The organism is Stenotrophomonas sp. P5_A9, assembly GCF_056400525.1.
Map to the genome: position 1 here is coordinate 116773 of NZ_JBFULC010000001.1, position 19012 is coordinate 135784.

Annotated in this window: 15 protein-coding genes; 3 read left to right on the plus strand and 12 right to left on the minus strand. The window is 68.0% G+C overall.

The genetic code is table 11. From position 1 onward, the window contains the following. Positions 1-29: 29 nt before the first annotated feature. The 6 genes from dld to AC1DR7_RS00595 all read right to left on the minus strand — a co-directional run bounded on the left by dld (position 30) and on the right by AC1DR7_RS00595 (position 5712). Entirely contained in the window at positions 30-1724 is a 1695-nt protein-coding gene (gene dld / locus AC1DR7_RS00570; protein WP_478051679.1) for a D-lactate dehydrogenase, read from the minus strand. Then, positions 1721-2881 (minus strand): FMN-dependent L-lactate dehydrogenase LldD, encoded by a 1161-nt coding sequence (gene lldD / locus AC1DR7_RS00575; protein ID WP_478051680.1) that lies wholly within the window; start codon positions 2879-2881, stop codon positions 1721-1723. Before lldD ends, dld begins: the two co-directional genes overlap by 4 nt. Before the next feature lie 3 nt (positions 2882-2884). Further along, complete coding sequence (gene lldR / locus AC1DR7_RS00580; protein ID WP_457319284.1) at positions 2885-3649, minus strand: transcriptional regulator LldR; 765 nt, start codon at positions 3647-3649, stop codon at positions 2885-2887. A 264-nt stretch (positions 3650-3913) separates the two neighbouring features. Then, on the minus strand, positions 3914-4351 hold the full coding sequence (locus AC1DR7_RS00585; protein WP_457319283.1) for a VOC family protein: 438 nt from the start codon (positions 4349-4351) through the stop codon (positions 3914-3916). Then, a complete protein-coding gene (locus AC1DR7_RS00590) occupies positions 4348-4806 on the minus strand; it encodes an MgtC/SapB family protein (RefSeq protein ID WP_256774191.1) in 459 nt (152 codons plus the stop codon). Before AC1DR7_RS00590 ends, AC1DR7_RS00585 begins: the two co-directional genes overlap by 4 nt. A gap of 147 nt (positions 4807-4953) precedes the next feature. Beyond that, a complete protein-coding gene (locus tag AC1DR7_RS00595) occupies positions 4954-5712 on the minus strand; it encodes an SDR family NAD(P)-dependent oxidoreductase (RefSeq protein WP_457319282.1) in 759 nt (252 codons plus the stop codon). Positions 5713-5924: 212 nt separating this feature from the next. Here AC1DR7_RS00595 and AC1DR7_RS00600 point away from each other — a divergent pair, with 212 nt between their 5' ends. Next, positions 5925-7022, plus strand: coding sequence for an alkene reductase (locus AC1DR7_RS00600; protein WP_457319281.1), 1098 nt, complete (start codon positions 5925-5927; stop codon positions 7020-7022). A gap of 162 nt (positions 7023-7184) precedes the next feature. On the opposite strand, the gene AC1DR7_RS00605 is transcribed toward AC1DR7_RS00600, so the two are convergent. The 4 genes from AC1DR7_RS00605 to AC1DR7_RS00620 all read right to left on the minus strand — a co-directional run bounded on the left by AC1DR7_RS00605 (position 7185) and on the right by AC1DR7_RS00620 (position 13040). After that, positions 7185-9068: a hypothetical protein gene (locus AC1DR7_RS00605; RefSeq protein ID WP_457319280.1), complete on the minus strand. Its 1884-nt coding sequence runs from the start codon at positions 9066-9068 to the stop codon at positions 7185-7187. 213 nt (positions 9069-9281) lie between these two features. Further along, positions 9282-11177 (minus strand): CocE/NonD family hydrolase, encoded by a 1896-nt coding sequence (locus AC1DR7_RS00610; protein WP_478051425.1) that lies wholly within the window; start codon positions 11175-11177, stop codon positions 9282-9284. Between the two features lie 94 nt (positions 11178-11271). After that, positions 11272-11685, minus strand: coding sequence for a DUF4440 domain-containing protein (locus tag AC1DR7_RS00615; RefSeq protein WP_457317895.1), 414 nt, complete (start codon positions 11683-11685; stop codon positions 11272-11274). Next, complete coding sequence (locus AC1DR7_RS00620) at positions 11682-13040, minus strand: MFS transporter (RefSeq protein ID WP_457317896.1); 1359 nt, start codon at positions 13038-13040, stop codon at positions 11682-11684. Before AC1DR7_RS00620 ends, AC1DR7_RS00615 begins: the two co-directional genes overlap by 4 nt. 107 nt (positions 13041-13147) lie before the next feature. Here AC1DR7_RS00620 and AC1DR7_RS00625 point away from each other — a divergent pair, with 107 nt between their 5' ends. After that, entirely contained in the window at positions 13148-14044 is an 897-nt protein-coding gene (locus AC1DR7_RS00625; RefSeq protein ID WP_457317915.1) for a LysR family transcriptional regulator, read from the plus strand. A 117-nt stretch (positions 14045-14161) separates the two neighbouring features. Here AC1DR7_RS00625 and AC1DR7_RS00630 read toward each other — a convergent pair whose 3' ends face one another. Together AC1DR7_RS00630 and AC1DR7_RS00635 are read right to left on the minus strand one after the other, a co-directional pair. After that, positions 14162-16993, minus strand: a complete 2832-nt coding sequence (locus AC1DR7_RS00630) for a beta-glucosidase (RefSeq protein ID WP_478052559.1) — start codon at positions 16991-16993, stop codon at positions 14162-14164. Positions 16994-17263: 270 nt separating this feature from the next. Continuing rightward, a complete protein-coding gene (locus tag AC1DR7_RS00635) occupies positions 17264-17707 on the minus strand; it encodes a winged helix-turn-helix transcriptional regulator (protein ID WP_457317898.1) in 444 nt (147 codons plus the stop codon). A gap of 76 nt (positions 17708-17783) precedes the next feature. Here AC1DR7_RS00635 and AC1DR7_RS00640 point away from each other — a divergent pair, with 76 nt between their 5' ends. Then, on the plus strand, positions 17784-18953 hold the full coding sequence (locus tag AC1DR7_RS00640; RefSeq protein ID WP_457317899.1) for an MFS transporter: 1170 nt from the start codon (positions 17784-17786) through the stop codon (positions 18951-18953). The last annotated feature ends 59 nt before the right edge of the window (positions 18954-19012 follow it).

A 19012-nucleotide genomic window follows, 5' to 3' on the forward strand; every position in this document is an offset into this window, starting at 1 on the left:
GTCGGTGTGCAGCCACCCGTGGGCTGGCGCTACCGCCAGTGCGCGTGCCTTGGAGTCTGGCCGATGCCGGGATTGAACGCATTGGTCGGGTCCAGCTGGCGATAGAAGGCCGCCAGCGCCGGCTTGGCCGGATACAGGTGGCCGACATTGTGCTCGGCCGGGTACTCCGCACCGCGCTGGTCCAGCAGCGCCCACATCGCATGCTCGATCGCCAGCGGGTCTTCGCCCTTGCGCACGATGTAGTCCTGGTGGAAGACGTGGCATAGAAAGTGCCCGTAATAGAGCTTGCCGGCCAACCGCGCCTCCAGTGCCGCCGGCAGCTGCTCCATCCACTGCCGGTCATCGCGGCGCAGCGCCACGTCGAGGGCGACGATGTCTTCCACCGCGTCGCGATGCACCGCGCGATAACGCACCGCGGCACCGGCCACCGCGAAGCGATGCAGGAACGCCTTGCGCCCTTCCTCTGCCGTGCAGTGGAAATAGTCGCCTTGCCCATCGGCAAAATGCGCGCGCAGGAACGCGTCCGTCGCGGCGGCATCCACTGCGGATACTTTCAACAGGAGATGGTGCTCGTAGCGGTCACGAAACTGTGTCATGCGCGGCGGCAGGTGCGCGGGCAACAGCTGCATCGCCGCCTGGAGCAGCCGATCGGTAACCCCGCGCAACCCCACCGACTCGAACCAGCCATCGATGCGGCTCTTGAGTGCGAACGCGGCCGGCACCCGCGCCGTGCCGAGCCGGTCGATCAGCAGGAAGGTGTCCTTGCCGTAACGCTGCCCGATATCGAACGCCTCCCGATGCAGGTACTCCCCGGAGATCGGCAGGCGCTCGAAGGCGGTGAGCAGGTGGCGGCGGATGCCGGTCAGGTCCTCCATCGCATTGCTGCCGATGTAGAACACCTCGCTACGCTCGCGTTCGAAGGTATCCAGGCGCACCGCGAACACCGCCAGCTTCCCCGCCGAACCGGCCGCTTCGAAATGACGCGACGGATCGGCATTGAAGCGCGCCGGGGTCGGCGCATCCACCTGCCGCACCTGGGTGGCATAGCGTGGATCGGTGGCTGCGCGGCCGCTGTGGTTGTCCACGTCGGTGGCGGTGTAGTCGCCGCGCTGCAGGCGTTCGAGCATCTGCTCCGGATCTTCGCCGAGCGCAATGCCCAGATGATTGATCAGCTGCAACTGCCCCTGCGCGTCCACCTGCGCAAACAAGGCCAGCTCGGTGTACGCCGGGCCGCGCCGCACCAGCGCACCCCCGGAGTTGTTGCAGACACCGCCCAATACCGAGGCGCCGATGCACGACGACCCGATCACCGAATGCGGCTCGCGGTCCAGCGGCGCCAGCGCCTGCTCCAGGCGATCCAGCGTGGCCCCGGGCAGGCACACCACCTGGCGGCCGTCGTTGAGCAGCTGGATGCCGGTCAGGCGCAGCGTGTTGAGGATCACCACCGGGCGGTCGTAGTCGGCGCTATCGGGCGTTGACCCGCCGGTGAGGCCGGTGTTGGCCGCCTGCATGATGACGATGGCCTGCGCGGCGACCACCGCCTGCAGCACCCGCCACTGCTCCACCAGCGTACCCGGGCGGACCACCGCCAGCACCGGGCCATCGCCGAAGCGGTAGCCCTTGCGGAAGCGTCGGGTCGGCTTGTCGCCGCTGAGCACATGGGCGGCACCGACGATGTCGCGGAGCTGGGCCAGCAATGCGCCGGTACCGGCGGCCCCCCTCACCGCGACACCTGCGTGTACCGGGTGACTTCGGCAAGCGACTGGCGGCTGATGTCGGCGATGGTTGTCGCGCCGGTGAGCGTCATCGCCACGCGCATTTCCCGGGCGATCAGGTCGAGCAGGTTCGCCACGCCCTCCCCGCCCTGCGCCGCCAGCGCGTACACGAAGGCGCGACCCAGCAGCACGCTGTCGGCGCCCAGCGCCAGCATGCGCACCACGTCCAGCCCGTTGCGGATGCCCGAGTCGGCCAGGATCTTCAGCTCCCCTTTGACCGCATCGGCAATCGCCGGCAACGCCCGTGCGGTGGACAGCACGCCGTCCAGCTGGCGACCGCCGTGGTTGGACACCACGATGCCATCGGCGCCAAAGCGCACCGCATCGCGCGCGTCCTCCGGATCGAGGATGCCCTTGATCACCATCGGACCGGTCCAGAACTCACGGATCCACTCGAGGTCCTTCCAGGAAATGGACGGGTCGAAATTGCTGCCGAGCCAGCCGATGTAATCGGCCAGGCCGGTAGCGCTGCCCCGGTAGGTGGAAATGTTGCCCAGGTCATGCGGGCGGCCCAACAGGCCCACATCCCACGCCCAGCGCGGATGGGTCACGGCCTGCAGCATGCGCCGCAACGGCGCACGCGGACCGCTCATCCCCGAATGCGCATCGCGGTAGCGCGCACCCGGGGTGGGCATGTCCACGGTGAACACCAGCGTGGTCACCCCGGCGGCCTTGGCCCGCTCCAGCGCATTGCGCATGAAACCGCGGTCCTTGAGCACGTACAGCTGGAACCACATCGGACGATCAATGGCCGGTGCCACTTCCTCGATCGGGCACACCGACACCGTGGACAGGGTGAACGGAATGCCGCGGCTGGCCGCCGCCCGTGCCGCCTGCACTTCCCCCCGGCGCGCATACATGCCGGTCAGCCCGACCGGGCCCAGCGCCACCGGCATCGCCAGGCGCTCGCCGAACAGCTCGGTCTCCAGGCTCAGCTCGGCCACGTTGCGCAGTACCCGCTGCCGCAACGCGATGTCGGCAAGGTCGGACACGTTGCGCTTGAGCGTGTGCTCGGCATAGGCGCCACCATCGATGTAGTGGAACAGGAACGGCGGCAGCCGCCGTTGGGCGGCGGCGCGGTAATCGGTGGAGGCGGCAATGATCATGGGTCAACCGTGGGCAGGAGGAAGCTGCGATGCGCGGGCGCGCCGGGCCTCGTTGTCATCGAGCGTGCGCAGGGAGGCGTGCACGAATGCCAGGTGTGCATGCGCGGCGGCGCGCGCGCGTTCGGGGTCGCCGGTCAGCACCCCGTCCATCAGCTCGCGGTGCTGCGTCGACAGCGGCTCAAACGTGCGGGGCGAGGTGTAGAGCCGTTCACGGCTCTGCGAGATATTGGTCTGCAACAGCTCGAACAGGCCACGCATCACCTGCAGCAGCACCAGGTTGTGCGAGGCCTCGGCGATGGCCAGGTGGAAGGCCGCATCCGCGCGCGCCTCGCCGGCGGGATCGTCCTTGCCGTGCGCGGCGAGCATGTGCTCGAAGGCCGCACGGATCTTCGCCCGGTCCGCGTCGGTGGCGCGCAGCGCGGCGTGCCAGGCGGTCGCACCCTCCAGCGCATGGCGGATCTCCAGCACATCGAAGCGGTACTCCGGGTCGTTCTGGAACACCGGCAGGTAGGGCAACAGCGACGCGTCGACGCCCGGGTGCGTACGTGCCATCGGCACGCTCACGTAGGTGCCGCCACCAACCCGCGCCGTCAGCAGGCCCTGGCTGGACAGCTGGGCGATGGCTTCGCGCAGCGCCGTGCGCGATACGCCCAGCTGCACCGCCAGCGCACGCTCGGCCGGCAGCCGATCGCCGGGTTGCAGGTTCCGGGCATGGACCAGCTCGCGCAGCTGCACGGCCACCCGGTCAGACAGGCGTTCGTGCTTCACGTCGTCACCGGCGCGAACACGCACAAGCACCGGACACGACCGGTATCGGGATCGGGGAACGTCCAAGCCAGCATCGGCGGGTCTCATCAGCAACGGTCAGGTGTGGCCGCGCGATGTTCATCGCGTGCCGGCAGCGCTCTGCAACCACCGGAGATGTGGTATGACCACTTCCCCGGAACGGGCACAGAACCATCGACACCCGACTACGACGGGAGCGACAAGCCCATTAAACCATAGCGATCACCGACCCGCTTGGTATGACCATTATCCGCAACCGCAGTCGCTCGCCGGACCTTTCAGCTCCACGCCATTGCCGTCGGGATCGCGCAGGAACACCGACATGCCATCGCCCTCGGCGCCATAGTTGCTGGCCGGCTTRCCGGTCAACGCCACCCCGTGCGTCTGCAGATGCTCGCGTAGATGGGCCACATCGAAGGGCTCCACGCGCAGGCAGACATGGTCCACATTGCGGCCCTGCTCGCCCGCCGCTGCACCGCCCTGCACGCCCAGCGGCCCGTCGACACCGACCAGGTCGATCATCGATGCGCCAGCATGCAGGTGCACCATGCCCAGCGATGGCCGCTCACGCGCCACCGTGCAGCCCAGCACGTCACGATAGAAGTGCACCGCGCGCGGCAAGTCCTGCACGCGCAGTACTACGTGGTCGATGCGTTGGATCTCGAACGGACGTTCGCTGCTCATGAGGGCTCCAGTTTCTTGGCGATACGGCTGAACACGGCCAGCACGATCAGGCACAGGATGCAGACACCGATGGCGATCACGTACTCGCCGATGCCCACTGCAATGCCGATGGAGGCGGACATGATCAACGAACTGGCGGTGGTCAGGCCGCTGACCTGGTCGTCGCGCGTACCGCGCAGGATGGTGCCGGCCGCGACGAATCCGACGCAGGCGATCACCGCTTCGATCAAACGCACCGGATCGACCTGGAGCAGGTCGCGGTAACGCTCCTGCTGGAAGTGTTCGGCGATGCTGTCGCCCAGGCCGACGATGAGCGCGGCCGCCCCGGCGATGAGCATGTGCGTACGCAGCCCGGCGGCGTGCTTGCCCATCTCGCGCTCGATGCCGATCAGGCCGCCAAACACCATCGCTGCGGCAATCCGCAGCAGGATCGATAGATCTTGTTCCAGTCCCATCCGCCGCTCCTTACCTGTTCGGCCCAGCCTTGCGTGGCCGCCGTGGCAGCACCGTGAAGGGAGGCGTGAGGCGGATGTGCACGGTCATGCGGGGTTGGGAAACGCCGCACGACCGTACCGCAGGAACCGAGGCCGGGAGCGCCGCGCTTACTGCGCCAGGTAGCCGCCGTCGATGGCGTAATAGGTGCCGGTGGCGAACGACGTATCATCGCTGGCCAGCCATGCCACCAGTGCAGCGACCTCGTCCGGCTTGCCCAGCCTGCCCAGCGCGTGCTTGCTTTCCAGTGCCTGCTTTACCGTGGGATCCATCTTGTCCAGCAGTGGCGTGGCGATGAAGCCTGGGCCCACCGCATTGACGCGGATGCTGTCCTTGGCATGCTCCCACGCAGCGGTCTGGGTCAGCCCGACCACGCCGTGCTTGGCCGCCACATAGGCGGCCGACTTGTTGAATCCGACCTGGCCCAGGATCGAGGCCATGTTGATGATGCTGCCGCCCTTGCCACCGCGGCGCATCGCCTGGATCTGCGCGCGCTGGCACAGGAACACGCTGGTCAGGTTGACGTCGATGACCCGCTTCCAGCCGTCCACCGGATAGTCGCCGCTGGTTGCCGACGGCCCGCCGATGCCGGCATTGTTGACCGCGATATCCAGCCCGCCCAGTTCCTGCACGGTGCGCTGCACCGCCGCGTCCACCGCCTTTTCATCGGTCACATCCAGCGCGATGCCGATCGCCTTTGCACCCTTGCTGCGCAGCGCCTCGGCGGTCTTCTGCACCGCCTCCTCCTTCAAGTCCCACACCGCGACCGCCGCGCCGGATGCGGCGAGCAGTTCGGCCGCTGCCAGGCCGATGCCGGACACGCCACCGGTCACGATCGCCACCTTGCCCTTGAGCTGATAATCAATCATCGCGTTGTACCTCTGGTTGGAATACGGGGCAGGCATCGCCTGCATCGGCCATCACCGTACGCCTCAACGGCGTTACAGAACGTGCACATGGGCGCCCGCAACAATGCTTCCCATCGCTGCAACGCACCGGCCCCTATGCTGGCGGTCGTACGTCCACATCTCCAACATCTACGCTGCGCATTCGCGGCGCCCTCCTCCCCCAAGGTATGCACATGACTTCTCCCAGCGACGGCCCCCTTTTCACCCCTACCCGTCTCGGCGCGATCGCGGTCGCCAACCGCATCGCCATGGCACCCCTCACCCGCAACCGCGCCATCGAAGGGCGCGTGCCCAACCCGCTCGCCATCCAGTACTACGCGCAGCGCGCCAGCGCCGGCCTGCTGATCGCCGAGGCCACGCAGATCAGCCCGCTCGGCCAGGGCTATCTGGATACGCCCGGGATCTACAACCAGGCCCAGATCGACGCGTGGAAGAAAGTCACCGATGCGGTGCATGACGCCGGCGGCAAGATCGTGCTGCAGCTGTGGCATGTCGGCCGCATCTCGCACACCAGCCTGTTGCCCGAAGGCCAGGTGCCGGTCGCGCCAAGCGCGCTGCAGGCCAAGGCCAAGACCTTCACCGCCAAGGGCTTTGAAGACGTTTCGGTGCCACGCGCACTGGAGCTGTCGGAGATTCCAGCGCTGATCCAGGATTACCGCCAGGCCGCACGCAATGCCATCACCGCCGGTTTCGACGGCGTGGAAGTGCACGCCGCAAACGGCTACCTGATCGACCAGTTCCTGCGGGACGGCAGCAACCAGCGCACTGACGAATATGGCGGCAGCATCGAGAACCGTACGCGCCTGCTCGATGAAGTGGTCCGTGCGATTGCCTCGGAAATCGGCGCCGAACGCACCGGTGTGCGCCTGTCGCCGGTGACCCCGGCCAACGACGCCCACGACTCGCAACCGCAGCCGCTGTTCGAACGCGCCGTCGAGCGTCTGGACGCGATCGGTCCGCTGGCCTTCATCCATGTCATCGAGGGCGCCACCGGCGGCCCGCGCGACAACATCGCGTTCGACTACCAGGCGCTGCGCGCGAAGTTCAAGGGCGCGTGGATCGCCAACAACGGCTACACCAAGGACACCGCCGAAGCGGCCATCGCCTCGGGCTACGCCGATGTGATCGCCTTCGGCCGTCCGTTCATCGCCAACCCCGACCTCGTCGAGCGCTTCCGCCTGGGCGTCGCCTTGTCCGAGCTGGACCCGGACACGCTGTACGGCGGCGGGTCGCACGGCTACACCGACTACCCGAGCGTGTCAGGCTCGTAACCGCCGTAGAGCCGACCGTTGGTCGGCTGCCTCGCGTAATGCCGACGCCGGTCGGCTGCCTTGGGTGATGCCGACGCTGACCGGCTGTCCTGGTAGAGCCGACCGTTGGTCGGCTCCTCGGACATCCGTCCACGCTCATGAGGAGCCGGCCAGCGGCCGGCACTACCGCATCGCTGGCGTCACATCGCCGCCCCGCAGCACCGGCATCAACGCATCCGGCAATCTGCACGGCTGCCGCGGCGTACTATCCACCCGCCATCCCTTGCCCAACAGCACCCCTGCGCCGCCCGCAAGCACCTCATCGCCAGGCGCCGGGCAACTGATATCGCTGACCAGCACCTGCCCGTTCCGGTCCAGCCATTGCTGGACGAAATAGGGGCCATCGACCAACTGCATCGTTCCCAGGTTGACGCGAGCCACCGCCTGGCCCTGGACAGCGCCGCGCCACGTCGTTTCCAACGTCACGCCGGTGAACAGCAACCGTCGTCGCATCAATACGTGGTAGTCGGCGTCCAGCAACGTCAGCTCCTCTCCCCCATCCTCCAGGTAACGCCGCGTCCAGGTGCGGTCTTCGCCCCACGGCAGAACCTCCAGAAAGGTCTGGGCCAGCGGCTCGCTGCCATCGGCCAGCATCAGGCCCTGCTGCCCATCGCGGCGGAACACCAGCCGGCGTGCATCCAGATGCTCTACCCCGCTGAAGGCGCGCCCGACCACCTTGCCGCTCTGCAGGTTGTATAGCCGGTTCTGCCCTGCAACGTGGTCCCACAGCAGCAGCAGCGGCGGCGCCACATGATCATCGTCGATCGCAAGCCCCGCAGGCACCGTGTGTGCGGCGCCGCCGTTCCACCACAGCCGGGGCGAACGCTCGCCCGCCAGGGTACCCAGCACCCCACCGCCAACCGCGTCGAGATCGACCACGTTCGACGGCGCGAACAGGGTCCGTCCCGCGCAGTCGAGCACCGCCGCGCGACGCGATCCGTCCGCCGGGCGCACCCGCCACGGCGGCGCCTGCCGCGTCGCCTCATCCGGCGCGTCGAACACCGCAGCGACCGCATCGGTCACCGCCTGCGGAGGTCCGCTGCGGTCCGCGTCACCGATCCACCAGCGCCCGCCGCAGTAGTCCCGTCGGTAGCGGCGGTCCTGCGTAGGCAGCGGCTGGAAGCGTCCGTCGGCCAGCAGCCAGCCACGCTCGGGCGTGTCCTGCTCGCTCCCCGTGGCGTAGCGCGTGACCTCCCCGGGCCAGTCACGCCGGCCGGCACTGCCGCCGTACTGCCGGAAGCGCGGATACAACCCGCCCTGCTGGTAGCGCGCGGCATCCAGCGACCGTCCCCGCGCATCCACCCGCCGCCAAAGGTCGCGCTGCCGCAGCCACCAACCGCCATCGCTCACCGGCAGCAGCGCATCGATGTCATCGACGAACAGCACCTTGCCCCGCTCGTCCTGCACCTGACACGTTGCGCCGTCCCGGGCACCGCAGAATACGTAGACAGGGCGCCCCGGGAACGGCCCGGCCACCCACTGCCAGGCGTGCTCGTCCATCGCCATGACCTCGTGTCCAGCCATGTCGAAGAAGCGCAACGGCCCCGCGTTGGCATTCCACAGCACCCGGTCGGGTACCGCCAGCGGCTGCCATTGGCCCTCCTGCAATGCTGGCCAACGCACCTGCCCGAGCGCATTCACCACGGCATGGCCACGTCGCACGCCCTCGGCATCCATCAGGAAGGCTTGCCACAACGGCTGATCCGCAGGCTGCCCAGGCAGCGCGAAGCGTTCACCGTATTCGATATATCCCGGGTCCTCGCGCAGCAGCGTGCCGGCGTCATCGAACCACTGCTGCGGCGTGCCCTCGCCCTGCATGCGCAGCCAGCGATCCGCGGACAGCCGCTGCAGTCGCGCACCGTTGGGCGCCACCCGCAGCCGCCCATCGACATCGATCAGCGCCTCGGCGGAAAAATTATGCGCCAGCGCAGAGAATGTCTCCGCCGGCGCGGCCTGCACGCCGGTCGCCAGCGACAACAGCGCGCACAACCCGACTATCCGTTTCATGGATCACATCAATCAACAGCGGAGCTGCACGCTAGCGCCTGGGGGTGGCCGATGCAATGCAATGCGTCGTGGCCGCCTGCAATTCCGATAGCGCCGACGGTTGCTCGGCGCCTCGAATCTCTTTCCAGGATCACGAGGAGCCGGCCAGCGGCCGGCACTACCGGATCGATCACAGCGTCATCGGACGCCAACCGGCGGCGGGCCCTGCAGCGCTCAATACACCGGCAGCGAAATGAAGCTTGCCTGCTGTGGTGCATGCCACACCTGCTGCGTGGCCTTCTGGTAATCGCCCGGCCTGGCCAGGTAGATGTTGGGCACGAAGGTCTGCGGGTTGCGGTCGTACAGCGGGAACAGGCTCGATTGCACCTGCACCATCACCCGATGACCGGGCTGGAACACATGGTTGGCCGTCGGCAGGCCGAATCTGTAATCCAGCACCTGATTGCTTGCGATCGCCTTTGGATCGCTGAAGCTCTCCCGGTAGCGCCCACGGAAGATCGCCATGGATACCGCCAGCTCGTAGCCGCCCATCTCGGGCGTGGACGGTGTCTGGTCGGGATAGACGTCGATCAGTTTCACCACCCAGTCGGCATCGCTGCCACTGGTGGCCGCCGCCAGGTTCACCTGCGGTGCCCCGCCGATGCGAAGCGGCTCGGTGAGCGGTTCACTGACGAAGGTCAGCACGTCCGTGCGCCCGTCCACGAAACGCTGGTCCTTGACCAACCAGCTGGTCCACATGTCGCGGTCGGCGAAGCGCACCGGGCGCGGCACGAACGGCACCGGCTTGGCCGGATCGGACACGTAGGCCTCGTAGTTCGCCTCACCCGGCTGCGGCGCCTGGAACGACAGCTTGCCTCCAGCACGCAGGTACAGCGGTTTGGACTGTGCGGCGGTGCGCGGCCACTGCTGCAGCTTGTCCCAGTGGTTTTCGCCGGTGTTGTAGATCAGCACCGGCGGCGTATCGGCCTTGGCCGCGCCATCCACCAGGTACTGGTCGAAGAACGGCTTGAGCACGTCGCGGCGGAACTGCAGCGCGGTATCGCCGTCGAACTTGAGCGCGCCCAGATTGCTGCCGTCGTAGTTCACTTGGCTGTGCCGCCACGGGCCCATCACCAGGTAGTTGAGCGTGTTGCTGCTGTCGCGCGGTTCCATGGCCGCATAGCTGTGCACCGCGCCCCACATGTCTTCCTGGTCCCAGAGGCCCTGCAGCCACATGGTCGGCACCTTCAGCGGCGTTTTGGCCATCTGCGCATCCAGCGCCTGCGCCTGCCAGAACGCGTCGTAGGCCGGGTGTTCGATGAGCTTGTGCCACCACGGCAACTGGTCCAGTCCGTTGGCCTTGGCATAGTCGCCGGCCGACCCGGCGCGCAGGAAAGTGGTGTAGTCGTCGTAGCCCACGCTGGGAATCGCCGGTCCCTTGCCGCGCTTGGCCAGCTGGCCGGTGAAGTAGCCGAAGTTGACCTGGCGGAAGGCACCGTAGTTGAGCCAGTCATCGCCCATCCAGCCATCGATCATCGGGCTCTGCGGCGCGGCCACCTTCAACGCCGGATGCGGGTTGGTCAACGCCATCACCACGGTGAAGCCTTCATACGAGGACCCCAGCATGCCGACCTTGCCGTTGCTTTCGGGCACGTGCTTGACCAGCCAGTCGATGGTGTCCCACGCATCGGTGGCATGGTCGACCTTGGTAGGGTTGAGCGGCCCGCGCAGCGGCCGGGTCATCACGTAATCGCCTTCGGAACCGTACTTGCCGCGGATGTCCTGGAACACGCGGATATAGCCGCCGTCGACGAACACCTCATCGCCCTGGGGCAGGATGTCACGCATGTGCGGCGAGTCGATGCGCTTGGCGCGGTTGGCCGCGTCGTACGGGGTGCGGGTCAGCAGGATCGGGGCATTCTTGGCGCCTTTGGGCACCACGATCACCGTGTAGAGCTTTGTGCCGTCGCGCATCGGCACCATCACCACGCGCTTGTCGTAGTCATCGTGCGCGGTCGGCGTCACGAAGCCCTTGGCCGGGATGTCCGGGGTCATCGGCGAGGTCTGCGCCGACACGCTGGCGGCAACCATGAAACTCAACAGCACGACAGGCACGACACGGACACGCATGGGCTCTCTCCCGGCAGATGGTGGCGACGAACCTTTGCAGCCTAGCGCCGGGCGCACGGCCCGGGTAGGTGCCAAAGGTCGCCATTGCGCGCATTCATGCGCCAACCGACGTTTCCTGCAAAGCCGCCCACTGCAGCCCACCGTCGTGTCCGGCGACCAGCACTGCCAGCGCTTCGCGCCGGGTCGCTACCCCGGCATGGTCGGTATGGTCTTCGCGGTAGCGCACCGCACAGGCACCGCCCGGCAGCGCGATCGCCGCCAACTCGGCCACCTCGATGCGCAGGCCTGCCCGCCGTCCATGCGCGCCCGCGAAGAAGCGCGCCAGTGCCGGCTTGTCCAGGCGCACTCCGCCGATGCCGACCATGCTGAAGTCGTCGTTGAAACGTGCCAGCAGCCGTTCCAGATCACTGGCCGGCAGGCGCGCGTTGAACCAGTCTTCGATCAGCACGTGCAGCATGCGCACCTCATCGAAGGCGGCGTGGGAACGTTCGGTCTGTGCAGGGGTCATGTGGGATTGGCTCGCAGGGAAAGGGACGCTGCCGGTATCCGCCACAGCAGCGGCAGTGGCAGCAGGGTCATGCCGCTGGCCAGCAGCAGCGTGAGGAAAAACGCGCGCTCGGGCAGCACGGCGGTCAATGCACCCAGCACGCACGCCAGCAGTGCGGCGGCCAGGCAGAAGCTGAGCTGGCGATTGAGATTCCACAACGCGCTGCCCGGCATCAGTTCTTCATGCGCCAGGCCCTGGAACGCCAGCGTCTGTGCGGTGCTGCTGCACAGGCTGCCGCCCAGGCCCATCAGCGCGAACGCCAGCACCGCCAGCAGCGGTTGCGAGGGCTGCACGCCCAGCAGCAGCGCGATGCCCGCAGCCTGGCAGACCATGCCGGCACTGAGCAGCACGCGTGGGCCGATCCGCGGCAGCGCGCTACGGGTGGTGGCAATAGCACACGCCGAAGCCAGCGCCCACGGCAGCATGAAGCCGCCGATGCTGGCCGGGCTGTAGCCGAGCCGACTGAGCAGCAACGTCGCCACCAGTTGGGTCCCGATGAAGGTGCCCGGCACCAGCAGGTAGATCAACATCGCCAGCCGCAGCGAAGGATGCCGCAGCAACGTCCACTGCAGCACCGGCTGCGCGGTGTGCCGGGCGGTGCGTGCATAGACGATCAGAATGCCTGCGGCCGCTGCCAGCAGCGCAATGCCCTGCGCGCGCTGCTGCGCTTCGGCGATCAGGCTCAAGGCCACCAGCAGCAGGCTCAGGCCCAGCGAGCCCAGCACCAGCCCGCGTCGATCCAGGCGCGGCAACGCCAGCCTCGCTTCGGGCCGGATCCACATCGCCGCCAGCACCAGGGCCAGCATCGCCAGTGGAACGCTGGCCCACAGCACCCAGCGCCACGATCCCAGCCCCACCAGCCAGCCGCCCAGCGCGGGCGACAGCGCCGGCACCAGCAGCGCGACCGCCATGATCCGCGCGGTCAACCGACCCCGTTCGGCCGGCGGGCAATGCCGGTAAGCCATGGCCTGTCCGACCGGAATCAACAACCCACCACCGAGGCCCTGCAGCAACCGCCAGCCGATCAGCGCCTCGATGGTCGGCGCGCTGCCGGCCAGGATCGCCGCCAGCGCGAATACGCCCAGCGACAGGCACAGCAGCACCCGTTCGCCCAGCCGCGCGGCCAACCAGCCACCCAATGGAATCACCAGCGTCAGCCCGAGCATGTAGGCGTTGCCGATCCACGCCAGCTGCGGCACCGAGGCATGCAGCTCGGCCGCAAGCGCCGGATAGGCGACGTTGCCGATGAACATGTTGACCAGGTCCAGCGAGAACCCGAGCAGGTACAGCCCTTCCACTTTGGCCCGGTAGGTCATGGCGCGCTCCGTTGACGAGGGCGTAGCATGCGCGCCGGGAAGCGCTGGATAAACCGAGCATCCGATGCAAGACTGTCAAATTATTTTTGACATTCAAAGGCAAGGCGATGGTCAGCCTGGACCGCTTCGAGATCTTCAAAGCCGTGGTCGATGCCGGCAGCCTCACCGCAGCCGCGCAACAGCTGGGCCACAGCAAGGCGGTGGTGAGCTTTAACCTCAAACGGCTGGAACAGGAGCTGGGCGTCACCCTGCTGGTGCGCAACACCCGCAGCCTGGCACTCACCGAGGCCGGCGAGCGCTTCCACCAGCATTGCGTGGCCATGCTGGCCACCGCCGAGCAGGCCATCGAGGAAGCCCGCAGCGAACAACAGCAGCTGCGCGGCACGCTGCGCCTGACCACCACACCCGAATACGCCAGCGCCAGGCTGGTGCCGCTGCTGGAAACATTCCGCGCCCAGCACCCGCAGCTGCGCCTGCACCTGTCGACCTCGCCGACGCATGCCGACCTGATTCCCGAGCGCTTCGACCTGGCGATCCGGCTCGGGCGCATGGCCGATTCGGAACTGCGCGCCACCCTGCTGGACGAGCATGCGTTGTGCGCGGTGGCCGCGCCGTCACTGTTGTCTGCGTTGCCCGATGCGGCCGCGCGCGACAGCCCGGACTGGGTACGCACGCTGCCTCGGCTGGGTTATCCCCGCCTGGCCGACCTGCCCCTGATCGCGCCCGATGGCAGCGATCAGCTGTTTGCCAGCAATCCGGCCGACGCGGTGGTCACCGTGGACAATGCGTCCACGCTGCGCGCCTTCGCGCTGGCCGGGGCCGGGGCGACGGTGTTGCCGCAGTGGTTGATCGCCGATGACCTCGCCGCAGGCCGGCTGCTGCCGATCCTGCGTGGGCATCGCTTCCCGCGCCAGGGCGTGTATGCGGTGTTTCCCAACACCGCGCATCCCTCGCGCCGGGTGCAGTTGCTGCTGGCGCACCTGCGCCAGCATCTGCCGGGGTGAACCCGACGGCAGGCACGACCAGCGGTCGTGACCTGCCCGGACGCCGGGACCGGTCGGTGCCGGCCGTTGGCCGTCCCGCATCGGTAGGTACCGACCGTTGGCCGGTACCTGCCTTGCTCAGCGCACCACACCACCGCTCAACACGATCGGCGTGGTCTGCAGCGGCTCGCTGGCCGAGCGCGACAGCTGCAGTTCGTAACGGCCTTCAGCGATCTTCCACTGCTTGTCGGCGGTATCGAAGCTGGCCAGCGTCTTCGGTTCGGCTTCGATGCGGATCCGGCGCGACTCGCCCGGCTGCAGCATCACCTTCTGGAAACCGATCAGGCGGATCGGGGTGGTGCTGCCATCGGGCATCTTCAGGTACAGCTGCGCCACGTCCGCGCCGGCGACCTTGCCGGTATTGCGGATATCCACGGTGGCGACCAGGCGCTGGCCCATCGAGGTGGCGCTCAGGTTGTCGTAGCTGAACTGCGTGTACGACAGGCCATGGCCGAACGCGAACTGCGGCACCAGGCCCTTGGCGGCGAACCACTTGTAGCCGACGTTGGCGCCTTCGATGTTGTAGTCGATGGTGTCGTCCGGCTTGTGCTTCGGATTGAAGCCCAGCCCGTTCACTTCCGGGCGCGGCAGCTGGCTGGCATCCACCGGCCATGTCACCGGCAGGCGGCCGGACGGATTGACCTTGCCGGTCAGCAGCGCGGCAATGCCTTCGCCGCCACGGATGCCCGGGTACCACGCCTGCAGCACCGCCGGCACCTGCTGCAGCCACGGCAGCTCGACCGGGCCGTTGGTTTCCAGCACCACCACCGTCTTCGGGTTGGCCTTGGCCACCCCGGCGATCAGCGCGTCCTGGTTGTCGGGCAGTTTCATGTGCGGCAGATCGACCGACTCGGCCGACCACTGCGTTGCAAACACGATCGCCACATCCGCCGCGGCGGCAGCGCGCGCGGCGGCGGCCACGTTGCGGCCATCCACGTATTCGATGCTGGCGTCCGGGCGCTCGGCGCGCAGCGCTTCCAGCGGCGAGGACGGGTGGAAGATCACCGGACCCGGCCAGGTGGTCGGCAGCACGCCCGGTACCGCGTTGGTGCCCTTGGCGGTCCAGCCGACCATCGACGAACCACCGCCACCGATCACGCCCTTGTCGGCGTGGCCACCGATGATCACGATGCGCTTGACCTCCGGGCCCAGCGGCAACACGTTGTTGGCATTGCGCAGCAGCACGCTGCCTTCTTCCACGGTGCGCTGGGCGGCCGCGAAGCCGGCGTCATCGTCGATCGGCTGGTGCTGCGGCGGCACGTCGAAGTTGCCGTTGGCGAACATCGCACGCAGGATCCGGCTGACCATGTCGTCCAAACGGGCGCGCGGCACCACGCCACCGGCCACGGCCAGGCGCAGCGGTTCATCGAAGAACACCGCCTTGTCGAACACTTCACCGGCCGACTGCTGGTCCAGGCCGGCCAGTGCCGCCTTCGAACCGCTGTGCACGCCGCCCCAATCGGACATCACGAAACCGGGGAACTTCCATTCCTGCTTGAGCACCTGGTTCATCAGGTAATCGTGCTCGCAGCCGTAGGTGCCGTTGATGCGGTTGTAGGAGCACATCACCGAGCCGGGCTTGCCGATGTCCAGTGCGATCTCGAAGGCCAGCAGGTCCGATTCACGCATGGCCTGCTCGCCGATCTCGGCGCTGTGGAAATTGCGCGAGGTTTCCATGTCGTTGAGCGCGAAATGCTTCATCGTCGACATGACGTGCTGGCTCTGCACGCCACGGATCGACTCGCCGACCAGGCGACCGGCCAGCAGCGGGTCTTCGCCGGCGTACTCGAAGTTGCGGCCATTGCGCGGATCGCGCTGCAGGTTGACGCTGCCGGCCAGCAGGATGTTGAAGCGCTGCTGCCAGGCCTCGCGGCCCATGGTGGCGCCACCGGCGAAGGCCACTTCCGGGTTCCAGCTGGACGCGGTGGACGGACCGGACGGCATCGCCGTGGCGTGGTCTCCCTTGCGGATGCCGCCCGGGTTGGTCACGCCCACGCCGGCATCGGCCGACTGCTGCGACGGAATGCCCAGCCGCGCCACGCCCGGCACGAAACCGGCCGAACCGACCGCGCCTTCCGGCAACGGCCCGCCATCCTTGCCCAGCCCGAAGTAGCTGTGCAGCATCTGGAACTTCTCATCGTCGGTCATCTTCGCCACGATCAGGCGGGCGCGTGCATCGGCGTTGAGCGAGGTATCCATCCACGGCGTGTCGCCACCGACCGGGGCGGCGTAGTCCAACGTCAGCAGCGTGCCCTTGAGCGCGGTCTTGCCGGCATCCAGGCGCAGCTTCACCGACGTGCGGGAGGCGGACTGGAAACCATTGGAATAGGTGTCCTCACCACGCGCCTCGAAGCCGGCCGCGCGTGCGCCGGCCTCATCGGCGCCCAGCAGGACCGCCGGGGCGCCCACGCGCGATGCATCGACCAGCGCCTTGAACGCGGCGCCCGTCGCGTCGCCATCGGCGGTGCGGGTATACAGCGCCACCACGTGGCGGCCGTCGTTCAAGCGCAGGTAGTTCAGGCCCGGGGCTTCGATGCCGGAAGCCGCTTCCACCGGCAGGCGCGAGATCACGATGCTGCCGCGGCGCTCGGCCGAGGCCGGATCGGCGCTGACGAAACGATAGGTGTAGCCCAGCTGGTCGGCCAGCGCTTCCAGCGGATCCGGCGCGCGGCTGCTTTCAGCCGTATCGGCGGCACGGTGCACGTTGCCGATGGTCAGCGCGTCCACGTTCAGGGCCTGCAACTGCGCGGCGACGTCCTTGGCATCGAGCCAGTCCGGCGCCTGTTCCAGGCTGAGCACGGTGAAGGCATCGCCGCTGTCGGCGACCTTCGGCGAGGATGCCCAGGCCGAAGCGGCGAGCGAGAGCGTGATGGCGGCCGTCAGGGCCAGTGGCTTTGAAATCGTTTTCATGAGCGGGCGAAACACCTTTGCTTACGCAAAAAATCCAGGGAGTCGTGCCGCAGAAGGGTGCAGCGCCAAGATGGCGGATCCCGGCCTTTGCAGGCCGGTATCGGGTACTACCCGGGGCAACGCAGCTACGACCAGGCCCCTCCGCCCGTCGATACAGCCATGCTGTCCGGTGGGCGCCGCAGGCGGCACCCATCCGGTGAAGAGTCGTCCACCCTGTTCATGCCTGTCAACAGCGTGTTCAGATTCGCAGGCGCGTGCGGCGGCTTGCGATCACCCTGCCGGGGGCTTCACCACGTGGGTGGCCGTCGGCTCCAGCACCTGCCCGTCTGCGTCGCGCGGCAGCAGCGGGGCCAGTTCACGGCCCTCGGTGAGCGTCAGCAACTGCGAACGCGGTTCACCTTCGGCGAACAGGAAGCCCTCGCCCCATTGCCGCAGCGCCACCACCAGCGGGAACAGCGCCCGGCCCTGCGTAGTCAGCACATAGTCCTGGTAACGGCTGCCATCGGCCGCCGCCTGCTGTGCCAGCACGCCGGAGTCCTGCAAGGCCTGCAGGCGCTGGCTGAGCATGCTGCGCGACATGCCCAGGCTGCGTTGGAAATCGCTGAAACGGCACACGCCGTCGAAGGCGTCGCGCACGATCAGCAGCGACCAGCGATCGCCCACCACGTCCAGCGCGCGCGCCACCGGGCAGGTCAGGTTCGGATCGTCATTCATGGCGGGCCCTCCAGAAGTGGTTTYATTTTAGAACCGCGTGCGCCAGAATCAACTGGTTCTAATTTGAGACCACCGCATGTCGCATGCCGCCTCCCTGCCCCGTACCGCCACGCCCCTGCTGCTGTTGTTCGCCTGTGCCGCCGGGCTCAGCGTGGCCAACGTCTACTACGCCCAGCCCCTGTTGGATGCGCTGGCAGCGGACCTGCACATCGGCACCGCGCGGATCGGCGTGGTGATCGCCGCTACCCAGCTCGGCTCGGTGCTGGCCCTGCTGTGGCTGGTGCCGCTGGGCGACCGCCGCGACCGGCGCCGCCTGATGGCGGTGCAGAACGCGGCGCTGGTGCTGGCCCTGCTCGGCGTCGCCTGCGCCGGCAACCCGCTGGCGTTGTTGCTGGGCATGCTCGCGCTGGGTCTGCTCGGCACCGCGATGACCCAGGGCCTGATCGCCTACGCGGCCGCCGCCGCCGATCCGCACGAGCGCGGCCGCGTAGTGGGTGCCGCCCAGGCCGGGGTGGTGATCGGGTTGCTGCTGGCGCGGGTGGTGGCCGGTGGCGTTGCCGACCTGGCCGGGTGGCGCGCGGTCTACCTGCTGTCGGCCGCGCTGATGGTGGTCAGCGGCGTGCTGCTGTGGGTGCGCCTGCCACGTTTGCCGATACCGGCCGCAACGCCGCAGCTGTCCCTGTTCGCACTGCTGCGCCAGCAACCGGTGCTGCGCCGGCGCGGCGTGCTGGGCTTGCTGATGTTCGTTGCGTTCGGGCTGTTCTGGAGCAGCATGGCGCTGCCCCTGAGCGCACCGCCGCATGCGCTCGACCACACCGCGATCGGCGCATTCGCGCTGGTCGGCCTGCTCGGTGCGCTGGCCGCTTCACGCAGCGGGCACTGGAGCGATCAAGGCCATGCCGAACGCGTGACCGGCGCGGCGTTGCTGTTGTTGCTGCTGAGCTGGGCGCCGCTGGCGGGGCTGTCGCTGCACCTGGGCTGGCTGGTGCTGGGCGTGCTGCTGCTCGATCTGGCGGTGCAGGCCCTGCATGTCACCAACCAGAGCCTGATCCTGGCCGCCGCGCCGCACGCGCAGGCACAGGTGATCGCCGCCTACATGCTGTTCTATGCCGCCGGCAGCGGGTTGGGTGCGGTGCTGGGCAGCGCGATGTATGCAAGCTACGGGTGGAGCGGTGTGTGCATCGCAGGCGGGTGCGTCTCGTTGCTTGCCCTGGGCCTATGGGCGGCCCTGCGTCGTTCCCGGTGAGCGTTGCGATGGGGCGGCGACCGTGTTTCCGCTACCCTGTTGGACACAGGCAACCCTGC

What these genes read in the sequence shown, in the direction of transcription:
- lldD (WP_478051680.1), bottom strand. Translation starts at nt 2,881, where the DNA reads ATGATCATTGCCGCCTCCACCGATTACCGCGCCGCCGCCCAACGGCGG.
- AC1DR7_RS00590 (WP_256774191.1), bottom strand. Translation starts at nt 4,806, where the DNA reads ATGGGACTGGAACAAGATCTATCGATCCTGCTGCGGATTGCCGCAGCG.
- AC1DR7_RS00595 (WP_457319282.1), bottom strand. Translation starts at nt 5,712, where the DNA reads ATGATTGATTATCAGCTCAAGGGCAAGGTGGCGATCGTGACCGGTGGC.
- AC1DR7_RS00600 (WP_457319281.1), top strand. Translation starts at nt 5,925, where the DNA reads ATGACTTCTCCCAGCGACGGCCCCCTTTTCACCCCTACCCGTCTCGGC.
- AC1DR7_RS00605 (WP_457319280.1), bottom strand. Translation starts at nt 9,068, where the DNA reads ATGAAACGGATAGTCGGGTTGTGCGCGCTGTTGTCGCTGGCGACCGGC.
- AC1DR7_RS00610 (WP_478051425.1), bottom strand. Translation starts at nt 11,177, where the DNA reads ATGCGTGTCCGTGTCGTGCCTGTCGTGCTGTTGAGTTTCATGGTTGCC.
- AC1DR7_RS00615 (WP_457317895.1), bottom strand. Translation starts at nt 11,685, where the DNA reads ATGACCCCTGCACAGACCGAACGTTCCCACGCCGCCTTCGATGAGGTG.
- AC1DR7_RS00620 (WP_457317896.1), bottom strand. Translation starts at nt 13,040, where the DNA reads ATGACCTACCGGGCCAAAGTGGAAGGGCTGTACCTGCTCGGGTTCTCG.
- AC1DR7_RS00625 (WP_457317915.1), top strand. Translation starts at nt 13,148, where the DNA reads ATGGTCAGCCTGGACCGCTTCGAGATCTTCAAAGCCGTGGTCGATGCC.
- AC1DR7_RS00630 (WP_478052559.1), bottom strand. Translation starts at nt 16,993, where the DNA reads ATGAAAACGATTTCAAAGCCACTGGCCCTGACGGCCGCCATCACGCTC.
- AC1DR7_RS00635 (WP_457317898.1), bottom strand. Translation starts at nt 17,707, where the DNA reads ATGAATGACGATCCGAACCTGACCTGCCCGGTGGCGCGCGCGCTGGAC.
- AC1DR7_RS00640 (WP_457317899.1), top strand. Translation starts at nt 17,784, where the DNA reads ATGTCGCATGCCGCCTCCCTGCCCCGTACCGCCACGCCCCTGCTGCTG.